The sequence below is a fragment of the Embleya sp. NPDC059213 genome, from assembly GCF_042754445.1.
Classification (GTDB): Bacteria; Actinomycetota; Actinomycetes; order Streptomycetales; family Streptomycetaceae; genus Embleya.
Genome location: NZ_JBHZAV010000185.1, coordinates 1 through 18,302, shown reverse-complemented (window position 1 = coordinate 18,302; position 18,302 = coordinate 1). Strand labels below are relative to the sequence as shown.

Sequence of the window (18,302 nt, the reverse complement as noted above, 5' to 3'; positions counted from 1 at the left end):
ACCCAAGGCTCCCGGCCGCCGGTGACCGTGGGACCAGGCCCACCTCCGCCGGCCCACGTCGATCGTTTAGCACTGAGCCACCCGCGCCCAACCCGACCAAGGCGCGACCGCCGGCCGCGAACACCCAACCACTCGGAAAGGCTCCCCGGCGGACCCGACGCAAGCACCCTCCCGCTCCGCCGTTGCCAGCGCCTTTCCGGCAAGCAACGCCCAGGTCTCGCCGGGGACTCAGGGCTCCCGGCCGCCGGTGACAGTGGGACCAGGCCCACCTCCGCCGGTCCACGTCGACCGTTTAGCACTGAGCCACCCGCTGCCCACCAAGACGCGACCGCCGGCCGCAACGGCCCGACCCACTCGGGAAGGCTCCCCGGCGGACCTCACCGGGCTCCCCTCCCGCTCCGCCGTTGCCGGCGCCTTTCCCGCCGAGCAACACCCGGGTCTCGCCGGGGGACCCAGGGCTCCTGACCGCCGGTGACGGTGGGACCGGGCTGATCTCCGCCGGTCCACGCCGACCGTTTAGCACTGAGCCACCCGCGCCCAACCCGACCGAAACGCGACCGCCCGCCGCGAACACCCGGCCCACTCGAAAAGGCCCTCCGGCGGACCCGACGCAAACACCCTCCCGCTCCGCCGTTGCCAGCGCCTTTCCCGCCGAGCAACACCCACGTCTCGCCGGGAAACCCAAGGCTCCCGGCCGCCGGTGACCGTGGGACCGGGCCGATCTCCGCCGGTCCACGCCGACCGTCCAGCACAGAGCCATCCGCCGCCGACCAACACCCGACCGCCGGCCGCGAACGCCCGGCCCACTCGGAAAGGCCCCCCGGCGGATCCGACGAAAGCACCCACCCACCCACCCACCCACCCACCCGCTCCGCCGTCGCCGGCTGCCCGCTGGGTCACGTGGGCGGTCGGCAGGGGGTTCGTTGGGCCTTTCGGGTGGGGCGGGGGGTGGGGGAGTAGTAGACCAGGTCGTTTTGTAGCCAGGTGGTGTAGGTGCGCAGGGGGCGGCAGGTGAGGGGGCCCAGGGAGCGGCCGGTGGCGATTTCGAAGGTGCTTGCGTGGGCGGGGCAGGTCAGGTGTTCGCCGGTGAGGGTGCCTCGGGAGAGGATCGCGCCGGCGTGGGGGCAGCGGTCCTCGAAGATGTGGACCGTGTCGCCGTGGCGCAGCAGGGCGAGCGGCGGGCTGGTGGCGATTCGCTTCGGGACGTCCTCGGGGAAGCTCGTGAGCGGACCCAGGCACACCGGTGGGCGCTCCCGGCGGAATGGCGACATGTGGCCCCCGGGGTTGGTGGTACCGCCTCAGGTTAGGCAGTACTGCCTTGGTTTGCCAGCACCGGGTTGTGATGCGCGTGACCACGGGAAGTCTTTCTTCCCGCAAAGCTTCTGACGTACCGTCAGTTCAGCGCCTAGGCTCTGGCTCTGCCATGCCCGGCGCCGTACCCCCGGCCCCGGCTTCCCGCGCGGAGGACACGTGTCTGACCCGATCTACGACGCCACCACTCTCTGGGAGCTGGTGGAGCGCCGCGCGGCGGCGACTCCCGATGTGCCCATGTTGCTCGACCCGGAGGACCGCAAGGTCACCTTCGGTGAGTTCAAGGCGTGGGCGGAGCGCGTGGCCGCGGGCTATCACGCGCTCGGCGTCACCGCCGGCACCCGCGTGACCTGGCAGTTGACCACCCGGATCGAGTCCATCGTGGTCTCGTTCGCGCTGGCCCGGCTCGGCGCGGTGCAGAATCCGATCATCCCGTTCTACCGGGAGAAGGAGGTCGGGTTCTGTCTGCGGCAGACCGACGCCGAATTCTTCCTGTGTCCGCGCAGTTGGAAGGGCTTCGAGTTCCTCGCGATGGGCGAGGCGCTCGCGAAGGACCTGGCGAAGCCGCCGCTGGTGCTGGTGGCCTACGACGAACTGCCCGAGGGCGACCCGGCGGACCTGCCGCCCGCGCCGACCGACGGCGACGAGGTGCGCTGGCTCTACTACACGTCCGGGACCACCTCCGACCCGAAGGGCGTCCAGCACAGCGACTCGACGCTGCTCGCGGGCGGCAAGGGCCTGGCCGTCGCGCTCGACATGTCGCAGAGCGACGTCGGCTCGATCGCCTTCCCGTACGCGCACATCGCCGGCCCGGACTACATCGTCACGGTGCTCGCCTCCGGCTTCCCGGCCGTGATCGTGGAGAACTTCGACCCGGCCGGCGTGGTGCCCGTGTACAAGCGGCTCGGCGTCACCATGGTGGGCGGCTCGACCGCGTTCTATGTCGCGTTCCTGAACGAGCAACGCAAGCAGCCGGGCGAGAAGATCATTCCGACCCTGCGGATCGTCTCGGGCGGTGGCGCGCCCAAGCCGCCGGAGCTGGTCGCCGAGGTGCGCGACGAGATGCGGGCGATCCTGTGCCACGGGTACGGGATGACCGAGGTCCCGATGATCGCCCAGGGCGGCCCGCACGACTCCGAGGACCAGCGTTCCTACACCGAGGGCAAGCCGGTGAGCGGGATCGAGGTGCGCATCGCGCGGGCCGACGGGACGGTCGCGGACACCGGCGAGGAGGGCGAGGTCCGGCTGCGCGGGCCGATGGTGTTCAAGGGGTACACCGACCCCGCGCTGACCGCCGAAGCGTTCGACGAGGACGGCTTCTTCCGGACCGGCGACCTGGGCCGGGTGCGGGCCGACGGGCACCTCTCGCTCACCGGACGGCTCAAGGACGTGATCATCCGAAAGGGTGAGAACATTTCGGCGCGGGAGATCGAGGACCTGCTCTTCGCCCACCCCAAGGTCGCCGACGCGGCGGTGATCGGCCTGGTCGACCGCGAGCGTGGCGAGCGGGTCTGCGCCGTGATCGAGCGGCAACCGGACGAGGCGGACCTGACCTTCGCCGAGATGGTCGCCTACCTGCGCGAGTCGGGTCTGATGACGCAGAAGATCCCGGAGCAGTTGGAGCTGGTCGACGCGCTGCCTCGGAACGAGACGTTGCGCAAGGTGTTGAAGTTCAAGCTTCGCGAGGAGTACGACAAGAAGCCTTGGACGCCCGCTCGCTGACGGTCGATCAGATGGTCGGTCGGTAGGCGCTAGGGAGTTTCTGCTTTGGCTGATGCCCCGTCATCCACGCGGTGACGGGGCATCAGGTCTTTACTTCCAGGCGGCCAGTACGGCGGGCACCGTGGTGATCGTGGCGATCGCGTTGAAGGTGTTCGCGAGCACGGCCTCGGCGTATTCGGGCGGGAATCCGGCCACCGCCTCGCGGGGTACGACGAACTGGAAGCCGGCGTTGACCGCGTCCATCGCGAAGTTGAGCATGCCGACGTTGAGCGAGACGCCGACCCCCACGATCGTGCGCACGCCCAGGTTGCGCAGGATGGCGGCGAGTCCGGTGTCGGCCATCGGGCCGAGCCCGTGATAGCGGGAAAGCACCAGGTCGCAGGGGTCGACGGTGATGCCGTCGGCCACCGCGGCGGCGGGTGAGCCCGGTTCCAGGAGGATCGGCGACTTGGCCGCGGCACCGAACATCCGGGCGTTGGCGTTCGCGCCCAGACCGTCCGGGCGGCGGACCGCCAGGCAGTGCACGACCGGGAGTTCGGCTCGACGGGCGGCCTTGGCGAGGCGGTCGACGGTCGGAATCAGCTCCCGGGTGTGTGCGGTGAGCGCGGGGAATACCGCGTGGGTGCCGATCACCCCGTTCTGGCATTCCTGGGTGACCAGCGCGGTGTGCGCGGGGGCGATCAGTTCTTCGAGATGCAGGGCCATCCGTGATTCTCCTGACGTTGAGTCAGCTTGTGGTTCCCTCGGCTCAGAGATTACGCTAAATCTGACGGTCCATCAGATTTCAGTGAGCGGGAGGGGCCGATGAGCACCAACCAGCCCGGACAGGCTGCCACGCAGTCCGGAAACTCCTTCGGTGAACTGCCGAAGATCATCAGCGTCGATGACCATGTCATCGAGCCGGCACACCTGTTCGAGCGCTGGTTGCCGAAGAAGTACCACGAGCGTGGACCCAAGCCGGTCACCACCGGCATCGGCACGCTCGAGTACACCGGCGCGAGCTACAAGATCACCACCGACCCGAACGGTCCGCCTGCCGACTGGTGGTTCTACGAGGACCTGCGCTTTCCGTACAAGCGCAACATCGCCGCCGTCGGCTTCAGCCGCGACGAGATGACCCTCGAAGGCATCACCCGCGGCGAGATGCGCCCCGGGTTGTACGACCCGGCCGAGCGGCTCAAGGACATGGACGTCAACCATGTCGAAGCCTCGTTGTGCTTCCCGACCTTCCCGCGGTTTTGCGGCCAGACCTTCTCGGAGGCCGCGGACAAGGAGGTCGCGCTCGCGTGTGTGCGTGCCTACAACGACTGGATGGTCGAGGAGTGGTGCGGCGACTCCGGCGGTCGGCTGATCCCGCTGATCATCATCCCGCTGTGGGACGTGCAGCTCGCGGTCGAGGAGATCAAGCGCAATCGTGCCCGGGGCGTCACCGCGGTGTGCTTCAGCGAGATTCCCGCGTTCCTCGGTCTGCCCAGCATCCACACCGGTTACTGGGACCCGTTCTTCGAGGTCTGCGCGGACCTGGGCGTGACGATCAACATGCACATCGGCTCGTCCTCGACGATGCCGGCCGCGTCGCCGGACGCCCCCGCGGCGGTGCAGGCGTCGCTCAGCTTCAACAACGCGATGGCCTCGATGGCCGACTTCATCTTCGCGGGCGTCCCGGCGCGCTTCCCGAAGATCAAACTGGCCTACTCCGAGGGTCAGATGGGCTGGATCCCGTACGCCCTGGAGCGGATGGACGACGTCTGGCTGGAGCACCGCGCGTGGGCGGTCACCGGTGAGGTGCTGCCCGAGGCGCCGTCGTACTACTTCCGGCGGAACATGTTCGCGTGCTTCTTCCGGGACCGGCACGGGGTGAACTCGCTCGACGTGATCGGCGAGGACAACGTCACGTTCGAGACCGACTACCCGCACGTCGACTCCACGTGGCCGCACACCAAGAAGATCGCCGAGGAGCACCTGGCCGGGCTGGGTGCGGAGACGGTCTACAAGATCATCCGGGGCAACGCGATCCGGATGCTCGACCTCGACTTCGACAAGGACCGGGTGGCTTCGGTCGCGGCGGTCTGATTCGGCGGGTGAACACCCGGCGCCGTCGTGGCCTCGCCGCAGTCGAGTGCGGTGCGGCGACTCGGCGCCCGGGTGTTCATCGGTTCAGCGGTAAGGGGCGGCTCGTCGGATCCCGGCGGGCCGCTTCCGAGGTATTCCGACTCGCGTCGGCACACGTCGTCAGCACACCGGAGGGGCCTGGAATGAGTGGGATCTGCGAGGGGCGCGTCGTCATCGTCACCGGTGCCGGCGGCGGCATCGGGCGCGAGCACGCGCTGGCGTTCGCCCGTGAGGGCGCGCACGTGGTGGTCAACGACATCGGCGCCTCGCGCCAGGGCGACGGGCGTTCGCTCGGTCCGGCCCAGCAGGTCGTGGCCGACATCGAGGCGCTGGGCGGCAAGGCGGTCATCAACGCGGACGACGTCGCCGACTGGGCGGGCGCGGAGCGGCTGGTGCAGACCGCCATCGACACGTTCGGTCGATTGGACGTGGTGGTCAACAACGCGGGCTTCCTGCGCGACCGGATGTTGGTCTCGCTCGGCGAGGACGAGTTCGACGCCGTGGTCCGGGTGCACCTCAAGGGCCACTTCGCGGTGATGCGCCACGCGGGCGCGTACTGGCGCGCGCAGGCCAAGGCGGGCGCGACGATCGACGCGCGGCTGATCAACACCACCTCCGGCGCGGGCCTGATGGGCTCGGTCGGGCAGGGCAACTACGCGGCGGCCAAGGCCGGCATCACCTGTCTGACCCAGATCGCGGCGGTGGAGATGGGCCGATACGGCGTGACCGCCAACGCGATCGCGCCCGCCGCGCGGACCCGGATGACCGAGGAGGCGATGCCGGACATGGTGCGCAAGCCCGAGGACGGCAGCTTCGACTTCTACGACCCGGCGAACATCTCGCCGCTGGTGGTCTGGCTCGGTTCGGCGCAGTCGCGCGAGGTGACCGGGCGGGTGTTCGAGGTCGAGGGCGACAAGGTCTCGGTGGCGACCGGTTGGCAGCACGGTCCGGAGGCGAGTGCGGGCCGTCGGTGGGAGCCGGCCGAGCTCGGTCCGGTGGTGGCGAAGCTGCTCGACGAGGCGCCGACGCCGACGCCCGTGTACGGGGCCTGAGTTCCGCCTTCTCATCCGGTCATCCGGCTTTCGGCTTTTCGGTCCTGTGGCCGGTGGGCCGTGCGGTTGCCCGAGCATTCGACCTTTCGTCCGACAGGGAGTCGAGAACCATGGACCTCCGGTATACCGAGGCCGAGGAGAGTTTTCGCGCGGAATTGCGCGCGTGGCTCGACCGGGCCATTCCGTTGCTGCCGGCCAAGCCCGACCGCAACGACTGGCCGGGTCGGCGGGCCTACGACACGGCCTGGCAGCGGTTGTTGTTCGAGGCCGGCTACGCGGGTCTGCACTGGTCGGTCGAGGCGGGCGGCAAGGGGGCCACGCCGACCGAGCACCTGATCTTCCTGGAGGAGACCGAGCGGGCCGGCGCGCCGTACGTGGGCGCGAACTTCGTCGGCCTGCTGCACGCCGGACCGACCATCGACGCGGCCGGCACCGACGAGCAGCGGCGCCGGTATCTGCCGGGCATCCTGCGCGGCGACGACGTGTGGTGTCAGGGCTTCTCCGAACCCGGCGCGGGCAGCGACCTCGCCTCGCTGCGCACCCGGGCGGTCCGCGACGGTGACGACTACGTCGTCAACGGCTCGAAGATCTGGACCTCGCACGCGGAAGTCGCGGACTACTGCGAGATGTTGGTACGCACCGACCCGGACGCCCCGAAGCACAAGGGGATCACCTGGCTGATCGTGCCGATGGACACGCCGGGCATCACCATCCGTCCGCTGGAGACGGTGATGGGTACCTCGGAGTTCGCCGAGGTGTTCTTCGACGACGTGCGGGTGCCGGTGGCGAACCGGGTCGGCGAGGAGAACGACGGCTGGCGGGTCACCATGGTCACGCTGTCGTTCGAGCGGGGTACCGCGTTCGTCAGCGAGGTGGTCGCCTGTCAGCGGTTGCTGCGTGAACTCGCGGCGCTGGCCAAGAAGGTGACGCGGCGTCAGGCAAGTGCTTGGGACGACCTCGCGCTTCGGCGCGAACTCGGGCACCTGACCGCCGAGTTCGAGGCGCTGTGGGCCTTGACCAAGTGGAACGTGTCCGAGGCGCAGCGCTCCGGGGTGCCGGGGGTCGGCGGTTCGGTGTTCAAGCTGCGGTTCTCCGAGACGAAGCAGAAGGTCTACGACCTGGCGCACCGGCTGCTCGGCCGCGCGGCGCTGGCCGTGGACGACGTCGCGGGGCTGCCCAGCGGCTCGTTGATGGACGAGCGGCTGTCGTCGCTGTCGTACACGATCGCGGCGGGCACGTCGCAGATCCAGCGCAACATCGTGGGCGAGCGCATCCTCGGCCTGCCGAAGGAACGGTGATCGGGCATGGATTTCCAACTGAGCGAGGACCAGCGCGATCTGCGCTCCGGCGTACGGGAGTTCTGCGAGGGCCGGTTCGGCCGGGAGCGGATGCGGGCGCTGGTGGACACCGCGCCGGTGCCCGGGATGGTGGACCGGGCGTTGTGGCGGGAGTTGGCCGAGACCGGGTTCTTCTCGCTGCGGATCGCGGAGGAGGCGGGTGGCGTCGGGCTCGGGATGGCCGAGGCGGCGTTGGTGTACGAGGAGGCGGGTCGGGTGTTGCTGCCCGGGCCGCTGGTGGCCACGCACCTGGCGGCTTCGCTGCCGGGGGATCTGGGCACGGACGCGGCGGCCGGCGACGCGGTGGTCGGGGTGGTCGAGGGTGATTCCTGGCCGCTGCTGATCGAGCATCTGGACGCGCTGGATTGTTTGTTGGTGCTGACGGACGAGGGCATTCGACTGGTCGACCCGCGGGTGGTGCGGGGCACGGCGGTGGCGCATCCGGTGGATCCGTTCACGCCGGTGACCGCGGTGGACGCGCTGCCGGCGGGCGAATTGGTGGCCGACGCCGCGGTCGCGGAGCAGTGGCGCCGGATCGGCGCGGTGCTCACGGCGGCGCTCCAGCTCGGGATCGCGGGACGGCTGACCGAGTTGGCCACGCAGTATGCCAAGGAGCGCGAGCAGTTCGGTCGGGTGATCGGCGGGTTCCAGGCGGTCAAGCACCTGTGCGCGGACATGCTGGTGCGCACCGAGTTGGCGCGGGCGGCGGTGTACGCGGCGGCTGTGACGTTGGACGACCCGGCGGTGGGCGACGCGGAGATCGCGGTGCTCACGGCCAAGGTGATGGGCGACGACGCGGCGACGCGCAACGGCAAGGACGCCACGCAGGTGCACGGCGGGATGGGGTTCACCTGGGAGGTGGACGTGCATCTGTACCTGAAGCGGGCCTGGGTGCACGCGACGCAGTTCGGCGGGGCGGAGGAGAACGAGGAGGCGTTGGCGGGGACGCTGTAGGACCCGCGTCGGCCGGGTCGGGCTTCGGCTCACCCGGCGGCGTCGCGCCGGGCGCGGGCGGCTTTCCGGATCGGAGGCCGCCCGCGCCGGCTCACGGGCGGGCGGATCGCCGGATGCGCACGATGTCGTGGTCGTGGCCGATGGAGAAGCCGGCGCCGTCCGGGTCGGCGAAGTGGGTCAGCACGTACCGTTCGAGGTCCTCGTGGGTCGGGCGGGCGTCCAGCTCGGCCAGATTCGGGACGTTCGCCATGAACTCGGCCACCGCGAGGGTGTCGGCCCGGTTGTCGGAGTGAAAGCGCACGGGCAGGGTCTCGACGGTGCAGGACTCGACGAGGTCCTCGTGGCCCGTGCGCAGCGCGTCGGTGGTCGCCGCCAGGTCGAAGCGGATGCCGAAGAAGTGCCGGACCAGTTGCATGCACTCGCTGTTCGGATTCTGGAGCGCCAGGACGAGTTCGCCGCCCGGCCGGACCCAGCCCAGGAACCGTCGGACGGTGGGCAACCACTGCGACTGCGGCAGGTAGTAGAGCATGTGCGAGCACAGCGCGAAGTCGGCGAGGGTGCCCGGGTTCGCCGTCTCGACGGGATCGGGCAGCACCCGGGCGTCCGGGCAGGCCCGGCGGAGGGCGTCGCGCATGTAGCTGCCGGGTTCGATGGCGATCGTGTGTTCGAAATAGCCGCCCACATGCCGGGTGGTCGTCCCGGACCCGGCGCCGATGTCGAGGAACACCGAACGGTGGGGCAGTTGTTCGACCAGGGCGCTCAGGTGGGCGTGGGTCACGGCCTTCTCGTCCGACCCCGCGAGGAAGAGTTCGAAGGCTCGGCGGTAGTCGTCCCCCGCGACGTCCAGGATGCGGATCGGGTCGGACGGATCGGCTTCGGTCGGGGGCAACGCCATGTCGGTTCGGCCTCCTGACGAGGAAGACTTCGCTGGTTGTGGGCGGGTCGGGGGGCGCTGGGCGGGTGATGGTGCACGGGTGGGCCGCGATGCGCCGGGTGAATCGCGGTGCGCCGGGCGGGCGGGTGCGTTGCGCAGCACGCTACGGGATGCCCGCCCGGGTCAGCCGGATGCCGGGACCTTCGTGCGGGTCGTGGTCGTGGGCGTGTTCGGGACGTGCGGGCGGCCGGGCCACCGGAAGGTCCGGCCGGTGTCGAGGGCCGGCGCCGGCACCAGGATCGAGCGGACCAGGAAGGTGTCGAACAGGACGCCGAGGGCGACCGGGGTGCCGATCTGGATGAAGGCGACCTGGGGTGCCGTAGTCGGCGTGGCGAAGGTGGCGGCCAGGACCGCGCCGGCGCCGGTGATCACGCCGCCGGTGGCGGTCGGGCCGGTCGGTACGGCCGATTCGTGGGCGCGATGTTCGGATTCCTCGCGGATCCGGGAGATCAGGAAGATGTTGTAGTCCGCGCCCAACGCGACCAGGAACAGGAAGCCGACCAGCATGACCTGTACGTCTATCGCCGGGAAGTCCAGGACGTGCCGGAACAGTTGCCGGCTCAGGCCCAGGGCGGCGGCGTAGGACGGCAGCACGGTCGCCATCAGCAACAGCGGGGCCATTCGAGGGTGGCGTCGTCGTGGGTGTCGTTCGCGCTTGGGGACGGTGCGGCGGTGGTCAGGGTGATGGCGCCGGCGATCAGGATCAGCCAGGCGAGCAGCACGAGTCGGACGTGACGCCTGCCCTCGGCGGGGGCGGTGGACCGGTTTCGGGCAGGGGAGGCCGACTTGCCTGTGCGGAACACGGGATGTTCTCCTCGTGGGTGGATGAGCGCGCTCGTGAAGACACGTCCTCGCGGACGTGGGGCGCGGTCTCCGTGATCCGGGCCGTCGAGCTGCAACTCGACGGCCCGGAGTTGTTCGGGGCCGGGTGCCGGCCGGGGCTCAGGTTTCGGTGGGCGAGCCCGCCGGGGGCTCGGGGAACGCGAGGAAGCGGGTCAGGACGGTGCGGGCCTCGGGGGGCGGGTGGTGGTGGGGTGCCGGGAGGCTTCGGGCCCGGTGAGGTGGATCGTGCCGGTTGGGGGTCCATTGACAGTTCTCGGGTCTGCGGATATTTCTGACTGGTCGTCAGATCAGCGTGGGCAGCAGCAGGGAGCCAGTCATGGAGCGCGACTTCGAGAGCCGGACCGGAGCGGTCGTGGTGGTCGGCGCGGGCGGCGGGATCGGTGCTGCGATCTGTCGGATGTTCGCCGAGCGCAGCGCGGATCTGGCGGTCACCTATCGCAACGGGGCCGCCGCGACCGAGGCCGTGGCCGAGCAGGCCAGGTCCGAGCACGGCCGGCGGGCCCGGGCGTGGCAGGTCGATCTGACCGACGCGGACGCGGTGGCGACCTTCGTGGACGCGGCGGCGAAGGAGTTCGGCGGGGTGCACACGGTGGTGTACGCGTCCGGGCCGCACGTGCCGATGGTGCACCTGAGTCGGGTCACCCCGGCCCAGTACCGCGAGCAGCTCGACGGCGACGCGGCCGCGTTCTTCAACCTGGTGCACCCGTCGCTGCCGCACCTGCGCGCGGCGGGCAACGGCAGCCTGGTCGCGGTCACCACGGCGGCGACGAGCCGATTCCCGGTTCGGGACGGGCTGTCCTCCTGTACCAAGAGCGCGGTCGAGGCGATCGTGCGCGGCATCGCGGCCGAGGAGGGCCGATTCGGGGTGCGGGCGAACAGCGTCGGCCCGGGCATGCTCACCGACGGCATGGCCGCGCGGCTGATCGACAGCGGCGACCTGGACGAGCGCGCGCTGGACGTCGCGCGGGGCAACATCCCGCTGCGGCGCTTCGGGCGGGCGGCGGACATCGCCGAGGCGGTCTGCTTCCTGGCCTCGGACCGGGCGGGCTTCATCAGCGGTCAGAAGCTGGATGTGGACGGTGGCTACGGCGTGTGACGACGCCGCGCGGAGCGGTGGCCACGGTGTCCGACGACGTCTCGCAAAGCGGTGGCCACGGTGTCCGACGAAGCCGCGCAAAAGTTTTCCGTTGTGGATGTCGAGAACGCGTGGCCTGCTCCGTCCCAGGGGCGAAGGTGACCAGAATGGGTCGCCCCGGCACCAGGAGAACACCATGGCCAAGTACTTGCTGCTCAAGCACTACCGAGGCGCCCCGGACGCGGTCAACTGCGTGCCGATGGACCGGTGGACGCCGGAGGAGGTCTCGGCCCACGTGCAGTACATGAACGACTTCGCGGACCGGCTGAAGGAGACCGGCGAGTTCGTCGACGCCCAGGCGCTCGCCCCCCAGGGCGCGTGGGTCCGTTACGACGGCGAGGGCCGCCCGCCGGTCACCGACGGACCGTTCGCCGAGACCAAGGACCTCATCGCCGGCTGGATGGTGATCGACGTCGACACCTACGAGCGGGCCGTCGAGCTGGCCGGGGAACTGTCGGCCGCCCCCGGGGCGGATGGCAAGCCGATTCACGAGTGGCTCGAGGTGCGCCCGTTCCTGGGCTCCTCGCCGACCGTCACGGAGTGACCGCTTCCGTGAACGAGGCCCTGCTTCGGAGCCTCACCCCGAAGGTGCTCGGGATCCTCGTCCGCCGCGGAGCCGACTTCGCGGCGGCCGAGGATGCCGTCCAGGACGCGCTGATCGAGGCGATCCGCTTGTGGCCGGCCGACCCGCCCCGGGACCCCAAGGGCTGGCTGGTCACCGTGGCCTGGCGCAAGTTCCTCGACGCGACCCGGGCGGATGCCGCGCGCCGTCGGCGGGAGGACCTCGTCGACGAGGAACCGGCACCCGGACCCGCACCGGTGCAGGACGACACGCTCCAGCTCTACTTCCTGTGCGCCCACCCCTCGTTGACGCCGTCCTCCGCGGTCGCGCTCACGCTGCGCGCCGTCGGCGGGCTGACCACCCGCCAGATCGCCCAGGCGTACCTGGTGCCCGAGGCCACCATGGCGCAGCGCATCAGCCGGGCCAAGCGCACCGTTTCCGGCGTACGGTTCGAGCAACCCGGCGACGTCGCCACCGTGTTGCGCGTCCTGTACCTGGTCTTCAACGAGGGCTACTCCGGCGATGTCGACCTCGTCGCCGAGTCGATCCGGCTCACCCGGCAGCTCGCGGCCATGATCGATCACCCCGAGGTGGCGGGGCTGCTCGCCCTGATGCTGCTCCACCACGCCCGGCGGGCCTCCCGTACCGCGCCCGACGGCAGCCTGGTGCCCCTCGCCGAGCAGGACCGCAGCCTTTGGGACACCGCGGCGATCGCCAAGGGCATCGGGATCCTCCAGGCGGCCCTGGCCCGGGACCGGCTGGGCGAGTTCCAGGCCCAGGCCGCCATCGCGGCACTGCACGCCGACGCGCCCACCGCCGAGGAGACCGACTGGGTGCAGATCGTCGAGTGGTACGACGAACTGGCCCGCCTCACCGACAGCCCGATCGTCCGGCTCAACCGTGCGGTGGCCGTCGGTGAGGCCGACGGGGCGCGCGCCGGGCTGGCGGCGCTCGCGGATCTGGACGACGCGCTGCCCCGGTACACCGCGGTGGCGGCGTACCTGCACGAGCGCGACGGCGATCCGACGACGGCGGCACGGTTGTACGCGGAGGCGGCCGGGAAGGCGTCCAACCTTGCGGAGCGGGATTACCTGACCCGTCGGGCCGCGCGGATCAATGCCGGGCGGGGGCGCTGACCGGTCCTCGGCGAGTGCCCCGGCCCGGCGTTTCGCCCCGGGTCAGGACGTGGTCGGTTCCACCGGGATCCACAGGGCCGCGTGCGCCTGGGTGCCGTTCTCGTCCTCGAAGGGGCGGACCCGGAGGATCTCCGGACCGGGGCGGCTTCGGTACGGGTTGGCGGGGAACCACTCGGTGAAGATGTCGCGCCACAGGTATTGGAGTGCCTGTGGGTAGGGGCCGGTGTTCTCGAAGACCGCCCATGTGCCGGGTGGGACGGCGAGTGTGTCGAGGTCGTGGGTGTCGTGGTGGTCGTTGCGGTCTTCTCGGTTGTCTCGGTTGTCGTTCGGGATCCGAGTGCTCGTCACGACGCCGTGCCAGTAGTCGAGTTCGGTTCCTTCGGCGCGACCGGGGTCGAGGTCGTCGGTGACCGCGACGATCCCGTCCGGGTCCTGGTCGGACAGGGTCTTGATCCGGTCGGTCGTCTCCCGGTCGATGCCCTGTACGAAGGCGGCGATCGCCGGGTTCACGCCCTCGTGGACGAGCGGGACCCGGGCCTTTTTGCCGACCACGTGGAACGCGTTCTTGTGCACGATTCGATATCGCATGCTGCTGCTCCCCTCGATGACGAGTCGGAAGGACATCCGCGGCTGTGAGCTGAGCACCGCACCGGTACGCCGGGCCTCGCCGGGCCCCACGCCGTGCATGGCGCGGAACGCCCGGGCGAACGCCTCACCCGAGGAGTAGCCGTGGCGTACGGCGACCTCCAGCAGGGTGCGCTCGTCGGCCAGCACCTCGGCAGCGGCCAGGGTTAGCCGTCGGCGTCGGATGTACTCCGACAGCGGCATCCCGGCCAACGCGGAGAAAACGCGGCGGAGGTGGTACTCCGACGTCATGGCGATCCGCGCCAATTCGGCTGCGTCGATCTCGTGGTCGAGATGCGACTCGATGTGGTCGAGGGCTCGGTTCAACTGCTCCAGCACTTGTGGACTCTCCTTCTTCCTTCCTTTCCTTGCACCGCCACGTTAGGAAGCGTGTGGTGGGGCGGACCCGACATCCTGTGCCCGGTTCGGTCGGGTGGCAGCCGACCGGCGGGGGCTTTTGGTTGGCATGGGTCGTGTCGAGGATGGGGATCTGCGCCTGGGAACGAGCGATCGTGACATGGAAGCGCGCCGGGTCCCGTCTCGAGCCCCGGTCCGAGACGAGTTCGACGACGAGGTACGTACGCGATGCGAAAGATCATCTACTCCCTGCAGGTGTCCCTCGACGGCTTCATGGAGGGGCCGAATCGGGAGATCGATTGGCATCTGGTCGACGACGAGCTGCACCAGTATTTCAACGACTGGTTGCGCACGATGGGCGGCTTTTTGACCGGTCGGGTCACTCATGAGCTGATGGCGGACTTCTGGCCGACGGCGGACGCGGATCCGGCGAATGCCGGGCCGATGGCGGAATTCGCGGGCATCTGGCGGGACATGCCGAAGATCGTGTACTCCCGGACGCTGGAGCGGGCCGACTGGAACACCACGATCAAGCGGGAGGTGGTGGCCGAGGAGATCTCGGCGCTCAAGGCGGAGCCGGGTGGTGACCTGGTGGTGGGCGGCCCGGATCTGGCGGATACGTTTCGGCGGATGGGTCTGATCGACGAGTACGCGGTCCATGTGCATCCGGTGTTGATCGGGCGTGGCAGGCCGATGTTCCGGCTGATGGATGGGATTACGGATCTTCGGCTGGTCGAGAATCGGACTTTCGGGAATGGGGTCGTCCGGTTGGTCTATCGGGTGCGGTGAGGGGTGGTGGTGGGCCGCTGTGCACCGGGGTTCGGAGTTCGGGGTTCGGGCGTGCGGCTCGGGGTTCGGGGTTTGCGGCTTGGCTTGGGCCTTGGTGCACCGGTCTGCTCGATCGTCTTCCTCCGATGGTTTGGGAGGGTGATCCGGGCCCGGAAGTAGTCTCTCGATGCATGACGTCGGATCCGCCCGCTGTTGCGGAGTCTCGCGACCGGGGCCGTACTGCGAGACCGGTGTCGAGGAGGCCGACGACGACGCGCTGATCGGGAAGCTCCGTGCCCGGGCATGGGATCCCGCGCTGCGCTTCGACATGGCGCACATGGTCGAGATCTTTGCGGATGTTTCCTGCGGGCCGCTGTTCCCGCCGATTTCGCCCGCCGAGGTCGAACTCGCCGAGAGCCGAATCGGGAGCCGCCTGCCCGGGTTGCTTCGGCGCGTCTACACCGAGGTCGCCGGGGACGACGCGCTCGGCCGATGAGGGTCGACTTTCGATCCGGTGCGTATTGCGTGCCCGCCGATACGGGCGGCGTGACGCAGTCGTTCGTGGTCACGGGTCGACTCCGGAGGAAGAACTGCCGCCGCTATGCCGGGTGTTGCGCACCGGGCGCCGGTGTCGCCTTGACGGGCAGGTCAGCGTCTTGTTCCGGTCCCAGCCACCGACAAGCCGACGGGATGCTGCCGGAACCCGCGACGCTGCGTGAGTCTCCCGAACAGGCCGTCGAATACTGCTACTTCACGGGATGTTGCCGATCGGGGCCGCCGTCGACGAACCACCGGTGGGGCTTCACGCAACGGCATTGAGGGGTGGGGGCGTTCGTGACTTGTTCAGTGGACGGCGAGTGGGTGAAGTGCTCCGAGGTGGTGCGTGCCGGGTGGGAGTGTGGAGATGGGATCGGTTGGGGTGGCCTGCATGGCCACTCAGTCCGAGTAGCGCGCGGGTGGCGGGGCCGCGTTCGGGTCGGAGAGGTTCGTGGCGAGCCACTTTCGGTAGGAGACCATCCACGGGCCGGCCGTGCCGCCTGCGCGGTAGTCCTCCAGGATCCCGTTGACTCGGCGGACGAGGTCGGTGTCGTTCGGATTCATCGCGACCCCGTACAGCGTCTCGTCGAGGCGTGGCTCCAGAACGCTGATCATCGGATCCTGCGCGGCCAGTCCCGCGGCGAGCGAACCGTGTGTGAGGATCGCGTCGGTCTGCCCCTCCTGTAGGCGCACCAGGCAGTCGAGATGGTTGTCGGCCAGGTCGACGATCGCGCCGAGGTTCGCCTGTGCCAGCACGTCCACGGCCGTGGTGCCGGCGCCCACGCACACCCGCCGCCCGCGCAGCCCCGCGTCGAACGCCCGCACGGGCGACCCCTTGGGCACCACGAGTTGCTGGCCGCTGCGGAAGTAGACGGTGGAGAAGGCCACTTCGGCCTTGCGTTGGCACGTGATGGTCATCGTCCGCACCATCACGTCGACGTCTTTGGCCAGGATTCGCGCGACTCGCTGGTCGGGGGACATGGTCACGAACTTGACCCGGGCGCCCGGGCCCAGGATCCCGCGCGCGATCGCCCACACGATGTCGATGTCGAACCCGACGATCTCACCCGTTGCCGGGTCCGCGGACCCCCACAGATAACTGTTGAGGTCGACGCCCGCGACCAGAAAACCGCGCCGGCGGATCCCTGCGATCGCCGGCCCCTCGACGTCCGACGGCCGCAGACTGGCCCACGGATCGCACCCGCCCGGCGCGGCCGACGGCGTGGCGGGCGATGTGATGGGCGATGTCGCAGCAGGCGCTCCGGCAACCACCGTGGGCGCCGGGGGGCGCGTGGGCGGGGAACCACCGCACCCGGCGGCAATCCCCATGAGCACGACCACGAGCAGACACCGGGCGATCAGCTTCACCGGCCGTACGCGCATCGTCCGCCACGTCCTTTCCTTACGGTGCCCGCCGGACGTGCCGGCGCGCACGGTCCGCGCACGGCCCGGGACTCGATCGGCGCCATCGTTGCATCCCGACGGGGGGCACGTGTGGGCATCTCCCTACGCCACTCTCTGTGCCACTGGCACTACGCTGCCTGCTCGGCAAAATGCCGCTGTGGCGTGCCGCCGGAGCGGGCACTCGGCGAGCGGTACGGCGTGCGCCCGTCTTCTGCGGCGACCAGGACACCGGTCTCGGCCTCGCGTCCGCCAAAGTGGTCGTCGGGCGTATCGGATGGTTGCCGGCTGGGAAGTACTCGGCGCGTCCTTGCCCCGCAGTCGGTGCTGATGCGCACGGTTGGATGAAGCTCTTTGTTTGGCACGGGAGTTGCAGAAGTCGTGGGATCTGTGACCGGAATCGTTCGTACGTCGCCGTAGGTGTGGGGGAGTGACCGCCGGTGGGGCCGGCTCAAGGTTGTCCCGTGACTCGCGAGGTGAGGTTGCCGCATCGGCCGAGGGGAAACCGCCGGCGGCGCGGCTGATTCCTGCGGTAGGAGTGGGGACATGGCAAGAAGTGCCCACCACATGGGCCGCAACGCCGTCCGCTCCGGGCAGGCGGATTCACGTTCCCGGAGGCCGTGGCGGGCGGTCGTGGTGCGCGATCTCCGCTATAGCGCTAAGCGGTTGCGCTCGGCTGCGCTGGAAGGGCGGCGCCCGATGCCGCAAGAGGTACAGCGGTCCGTTGCCGTGCACTCCTTTGCCCGCAGTGGTACGCGCGGAGGGTCGGTGGCCGCCATCGCCTACGTCGAGGAGCGGCGCGCTCGTCAGGTGACACGACGTCGGCTGCACCTGCTTCGAGCCGGACTGGTGTCGGACATGGAGATCGAACCGGGGCGCCACCGGCACAGCGCCTGTTGGCTTGCCTGAAGGTTGTCGCGCTGTGTGTGCAGGAAGCCGCAAGGGACGGTTCATGACCTTGCGGCACCGTCGGAAGGCCCGCGGCAACCAGTGCCGGCTGGAGGCAGCAGGCGATTGCCGGCACGCCGGCGCCGGAAACGAGCACGGCGTGGCCTTGCCCGGGGGCGGTCGGACCGCCGTACACAGCAACTCCGGCACGAACAACCCCACTTACGGCCGGACGTGGCAACACGAGCGCCGGCATGCAGCGAGATCTCAACCCAAGGCATAGCAAGACATCCTTGGTGGGCGGCTGTCGAGCCGAGGGTGGATCGGCTTGTTGTCCCCAGTCCGAGGACGCGGGTCGGTTTGTCTGGTAGTTCTGGGAAGTGGGCGCCGGGGGCGGTTCGTTGGGCCGGTCGTGACGGTGGCGGTGGCTGTGGCTGTGGTGGTTCGGGGGTGGGGTGTGTCGCAGGTGTGGAAGATGGCGGTTGTGGTGGTCGGGGTGGTGGTGGTCGTCTCGACGCCGTTGTTGTGGTTGTTGGACGGTCCGGATGCGGGGCAGTTGGTGGGGGCGTCGGTTCAGGGGGCGACGGGGGTGGGTGCGTTGGTGTGGGCGCTGTTCCGGGAGCGGGCGA

At 69.9% G+C, this 18,302-nt stretch carries 17 protein-coding genes; 10 read left to right on the top strand and 7 right to left on the bottom strand.

The window, feature by feature from the left end; translation table 11 throughout:
* Positions 1–896: 896 nt before the first annotated feature.
* Positions 897–1,271, bottom strand: a complete 375-nt coding sequence (locus ACFXMF_RS39215; protein WP_360313174.1) for a Rieske (2Fe-2S) protein — start codon at positions 1,269–1,271, stop codon at positions 897–899.
* Positions 1,272–1,470: 199 nt separating this feature from the next.
* Between ACFXMF_RS39215 and ACFXMF_RS39210 the strand changes: the two genes are divergently transcribed.
* On the top strand, positions 1,471–3,033 hold the full coding sequence (locus ACFXMF_RS39210) for an AMP-binding protein (protein WP_360313176.1): 1,563 nt from the start codon (positions 1,471–1,473) through the stop codon (positions 3,031–3,033).
* 90 nt (positions 3,034–3,123) lie between these two features.
* Here ACFXMF_RS39210 and ACFXMF_RS39205 read toward each other — a convergent pair whose 3' ends face one another.
* Positions 3,124–3,738 carry a cysteine hydrolase gene (locus ACFXMF_RS39205; protein WP_379992171.1) on the bottom strand — a complete coding sequence of 205 codons (615 nt, stop codon included), beginning with the start codon at positions 3,736–3,738 and terminating at the stop codon, positions 3,124–3,126.
* A 99-nt stretch (positions 3,739–3,837) separates the two neighbouring features.
* Between ACFXMF_RS39205 and ACFXMF_RS39200 the strand changes: the two genes are divergently transcribed.
* From ACFXMF_RS39200 to ACFXMF_RS39185, 4 genes are all read left to right on the top strand, one after another.
* The gene (locus ACFXMF_RS39200) at positions 3,838–5,106 is read left to right on the top strand and encodes an amidohydrolase family protein (RefSeq protein ID WP_360313180.1); all 1,269 of its coding nucleotides are present in this window, start codon (positions 3,838–3,840) and stop codon (positions 5,104–5,106) included.
* A 182-nt stretch (positions 5,107–5,288) separates the two neighbouring features.
* Positions 5,289–6,197 (top strand): SDR family oxidoreductase, encoded by a 909-nt coding sequence (locus ACFXMF_RS39195; RefSeq protein WP_360313182.1) that lies wholly within the window; start codon positions 5,289–5,291, stop codon positions 6,195–6,197.
* A gap of 110 nt (positions 6,198–6,307) precedes the next feature.
* The gene (locus ACFXMF_RS39190; RefSeq protein ID WP_360313184.1) at positions 6,308–7,495 is read left to right on the top strand and encodes an acyl-CoA dehydrogenase; all 1,188 of its coding nucleotides are present in this window, start codon (positions 6,308–6,310) and stop codon (positions 7,493–7,495) included.
* Between the two features lie 6 nt (positions 7,496–7,501).
* Complete coding sequence (locus tag ACFXMF_RS39185) at positions 7,502–8,488, top strand: acyl-CoA dehydrogenase family protein (RefSeq protein ID WP_360313186.1); 987 nt, start codon at positions 7,502–7,504, stop codon at positions 8,486–8,488.
* 91 nt (positions 8,489–8,579) lie between these two features.
* Here the strand turns inward: ACFXMF_RS39185 and ACFXMF_RS39180 are convergent, their stop codons facing one another.
* The 3 genes from ACFXMF_RS39180 to ACFXMF_RS39170 form a co-directional block, all read right to left on the bottom strand.
* Positions 8,580–9,383 (bottom strand): class I SAM-dependent methyltransferase, encoded by an 804-nt coding sequence (locus ACFXMF_RS39180; RefSeq protein ID WP_379989866.1) that lies wholly within the window; start codon positions 9,381–9,383, stop codon positions 8,580–8,582.
* A 162-nt stretch (positions 9,384–9,545) separates the two neighbouring features.
* Complete coding sequence (locus ACFXMF_RS39175) at positions 9,546–10,043, bottom strand: MMPL family transporter (protein WP_379989865.1); 498 nt, start codon at positions 10,041–10,043, stop codon at positions 9,546–9,548.
* The gene (locus ACFXMF_RS39170) at positions 10,025–10,225 is read right to left on the bottom strand and encodes a hypothetical protein (protein ID WP_379989864.1); all 201 of its coding nucleotides are present in this window, start codon (positions 10,223–10,225) and stop codon (positions 10,025–10,027) included. The genes ACFXMF_RS39175 and ACFXMF_RS39170 overlap by 19 nt, the downstream gene beginning before the upstream one ends.
* Positions 10,226–10,581: 356 nt before the next feature.
* Here ACFXMF_RS39170 and ACFXMF_RS39165 point away from each other — a divergent pair, with 356 nt between their 5' ends.
* The 3 genes from ACFXMF_RS39165 (at position 10,582) to ACFXMF_RS39155 (ending at position 13,098) form a co-directional block, all read left to right on the top strand.
* The gene (locus ACFXMF_RS39165) at positions 10,582–11,361 is read left to right on the top strand and encodes an SDR family NAD(P)-dependent oxidoreductase (RefSeq protein ID WP_379989863.1); all 780 of its coding nucleotides are present in this window, start codon (positions 10,582–10,584) and stop codon (positions 11,359–11,361) included.
* Positions 11,362–11,536: 175 nt separating this feature from the next.
* Entirely contained in the window at positions 11,537–11,944 is a 408-nt protein-coding gene (locus ACFXMF_RS39160; RefSeq protein WP_360313196.1) for a YciI family protein, read from the top strand.
* Positions 11,945–11,952: 8 nt separating this feature from the next.
* Positions 11,953–13,098 carry an RNA polymerase sigma factor gene (locus tag ACFXMF_RS39155; protein ID WP_379989868.1) on the top strand — a complete coding sequence of 382 codons (1,146 nt, stop codon included), beginning with the start codon at positions 11,953–11,955 and terminating at the stop codon, positions 13,096–13,098.
* 42 nt (positions 13,099–13,140) lie between these two features.
* Here ACFXMF_RS39155 and ACFXMF_RS39150 read toward each other — a convergent pair whose 3' ends face one another.
* Positions 13,141–14,061 carry an AraC family transcriptional regulator gene (locus tag ACFXMF_RS39150; protein ID WP_360313200.1) on the bottom strand — a complete coding sequence of 307 codons (921 nt, stop codon included), beginning with the start codon at positions 14,059–14,061 and terminating at the stop codon, positions 13,141–13,143.
* Between the two features lie 246 nt (positions 14,062–14,307).
* Here ACFXMF_RS39150 and ACFXMF_RS39145 point away from each other — a divergent pair, with 246 nt between their 5' ends.
* Complete coding sequence (locus tag ACFXMF_RS39145; protein ID WP_379989862.1) at positions 14,308–14,868, top strand: dihydrofolate reductase family protein; 561 nt, start codon at positions 14,308–14,310, stop codon at positions 14,866–14,868.
* A gap of 166 nt (positions 14,869–15,034) precedes the next feature.
* On the top strand, positions 15,035–15,343 hold the full coding sequence (locus ACFXMF_RS39140; RefSeq protein WP_379989861.1) for a hypothetical protein: 309 nt from the start codon (positions 15,035–15,037) through the stop codon (positions 15,341–15,343).
* 440 nt (positions 15,344–15,783) lie between these two features.
* Here ACFXMF_RS39140 and ACFXMF_RS39135 read toward each other — a convergent pair whose 3' ends face one another.
* Complete coding sequence (locus tag ACFXMF_RS39135; RefSeq protein ID WP_379989860.1) at positions 15,784–16,767, bottom strand: transporter substrate-binding domain-containing protein; 984 nt, start codon at positions 16,765–16,767, stop codon at positions 15,784–15,786.
* Between the last annotated feature and the right edge of the window lie 1,535 nt (positions 16,768–18,302).

Bases quoted from the DNA above. Each gene is read 5' to 3' on its own strand.
- ACFXMF_RS39215 (WP_360313174.1), bottom strand. From the start codon at position 1,271: ATGTCGCCATTCCGCCGGGAGCGCCCACCGGTGTGCCTGGGTCCGCTC.
- ACFXMF_RS39205 (WP_379992171.1), bottom strand. From the start codon at position 3,738: ATGGCCCTGCATCTCGAAGAACTGATCGCCCCCGCGCACACCGCGCTG.
- ACFXMF_RS39200 (WP_360313180.1), top strand. From the start codon at position 3,838: ATGAGCACCAACCAGCCCGGACAGGCTGCCACGCAGTCCGGAAACTCC.
- ACFXMF_RS39195 (WP_360313182.1), top strand. From the start codon at position 5,289: ATGAGTGGGATCTGCGAGGGGCGCGTCGTCATCGTCACCGGTGCCGGC.
- ACFXMF_RS39190 (WP_360313184.1), top strand. From the start codon at position 6,308: ATGGACCTCCGGTATACCGAGGCCGAGGAGAGTTTTCGCGCGGAATTG.
- ACFXMF_RS39185 (WP_360313186.1), top strand. From the start codon at position 7,502: ATGGATTTCCAACTGAGCGAGGACCAGCGCGATCTGCGCTCCGGCGTA.
- ACFXMF_RS39180 (WP_379989866.1), bottom strand. From the start codon at position 9,383: ATGGCGTTGCCCCCGACCGAAGCCGATCCGTCCGACCCGATCCGCATC.
- ACFXMF_RS39175 (WP_379989865.1), bottom strand. From the start codon at position 10,043: ATGGCCCCGCTGTTGCTGATGGCGACCGTGCTGCCGTCCTACGCCGCC.
- ACFXMF_RS39165 (WP_379989863.1), top strand. From the start codon at position 10,582: ATGGAGCGCGACTTCGAGAGCCGGACCGGAGCGGTCGTGGTGGTCGGC.
- ACFXMF_RS39160 (WP_360313196.1), top strand. From the start codon at position 11,537: ATGGCCAAGTACTTGCTGCTCAAGCACTACCGAGGCGCCCCGGACGCG.
- ACFXMF_RS39145 (WP_379989862.1), top strand. From the start codon at position 14,308: ATGCGAAAGATCATCTACTCCCTGCAGGTGTCCCTCGACGGCTTCATG.
- ACFXMF_RS39140 (WP_379989861.1), top strand. From the start codon at position 15,035: ATGCATGACGTCGGATCCGCCCGCTGTTGCGGAGTCTCGCGACCGGGG.
- ACFXMF_RS39135 (WP_379989860.1), bottom strand. From the start codon at position 16,767: ATGCGCGTACGGCCGGTGAAGCTGATCGCCCGGTGTCTGCTCGTGGTC.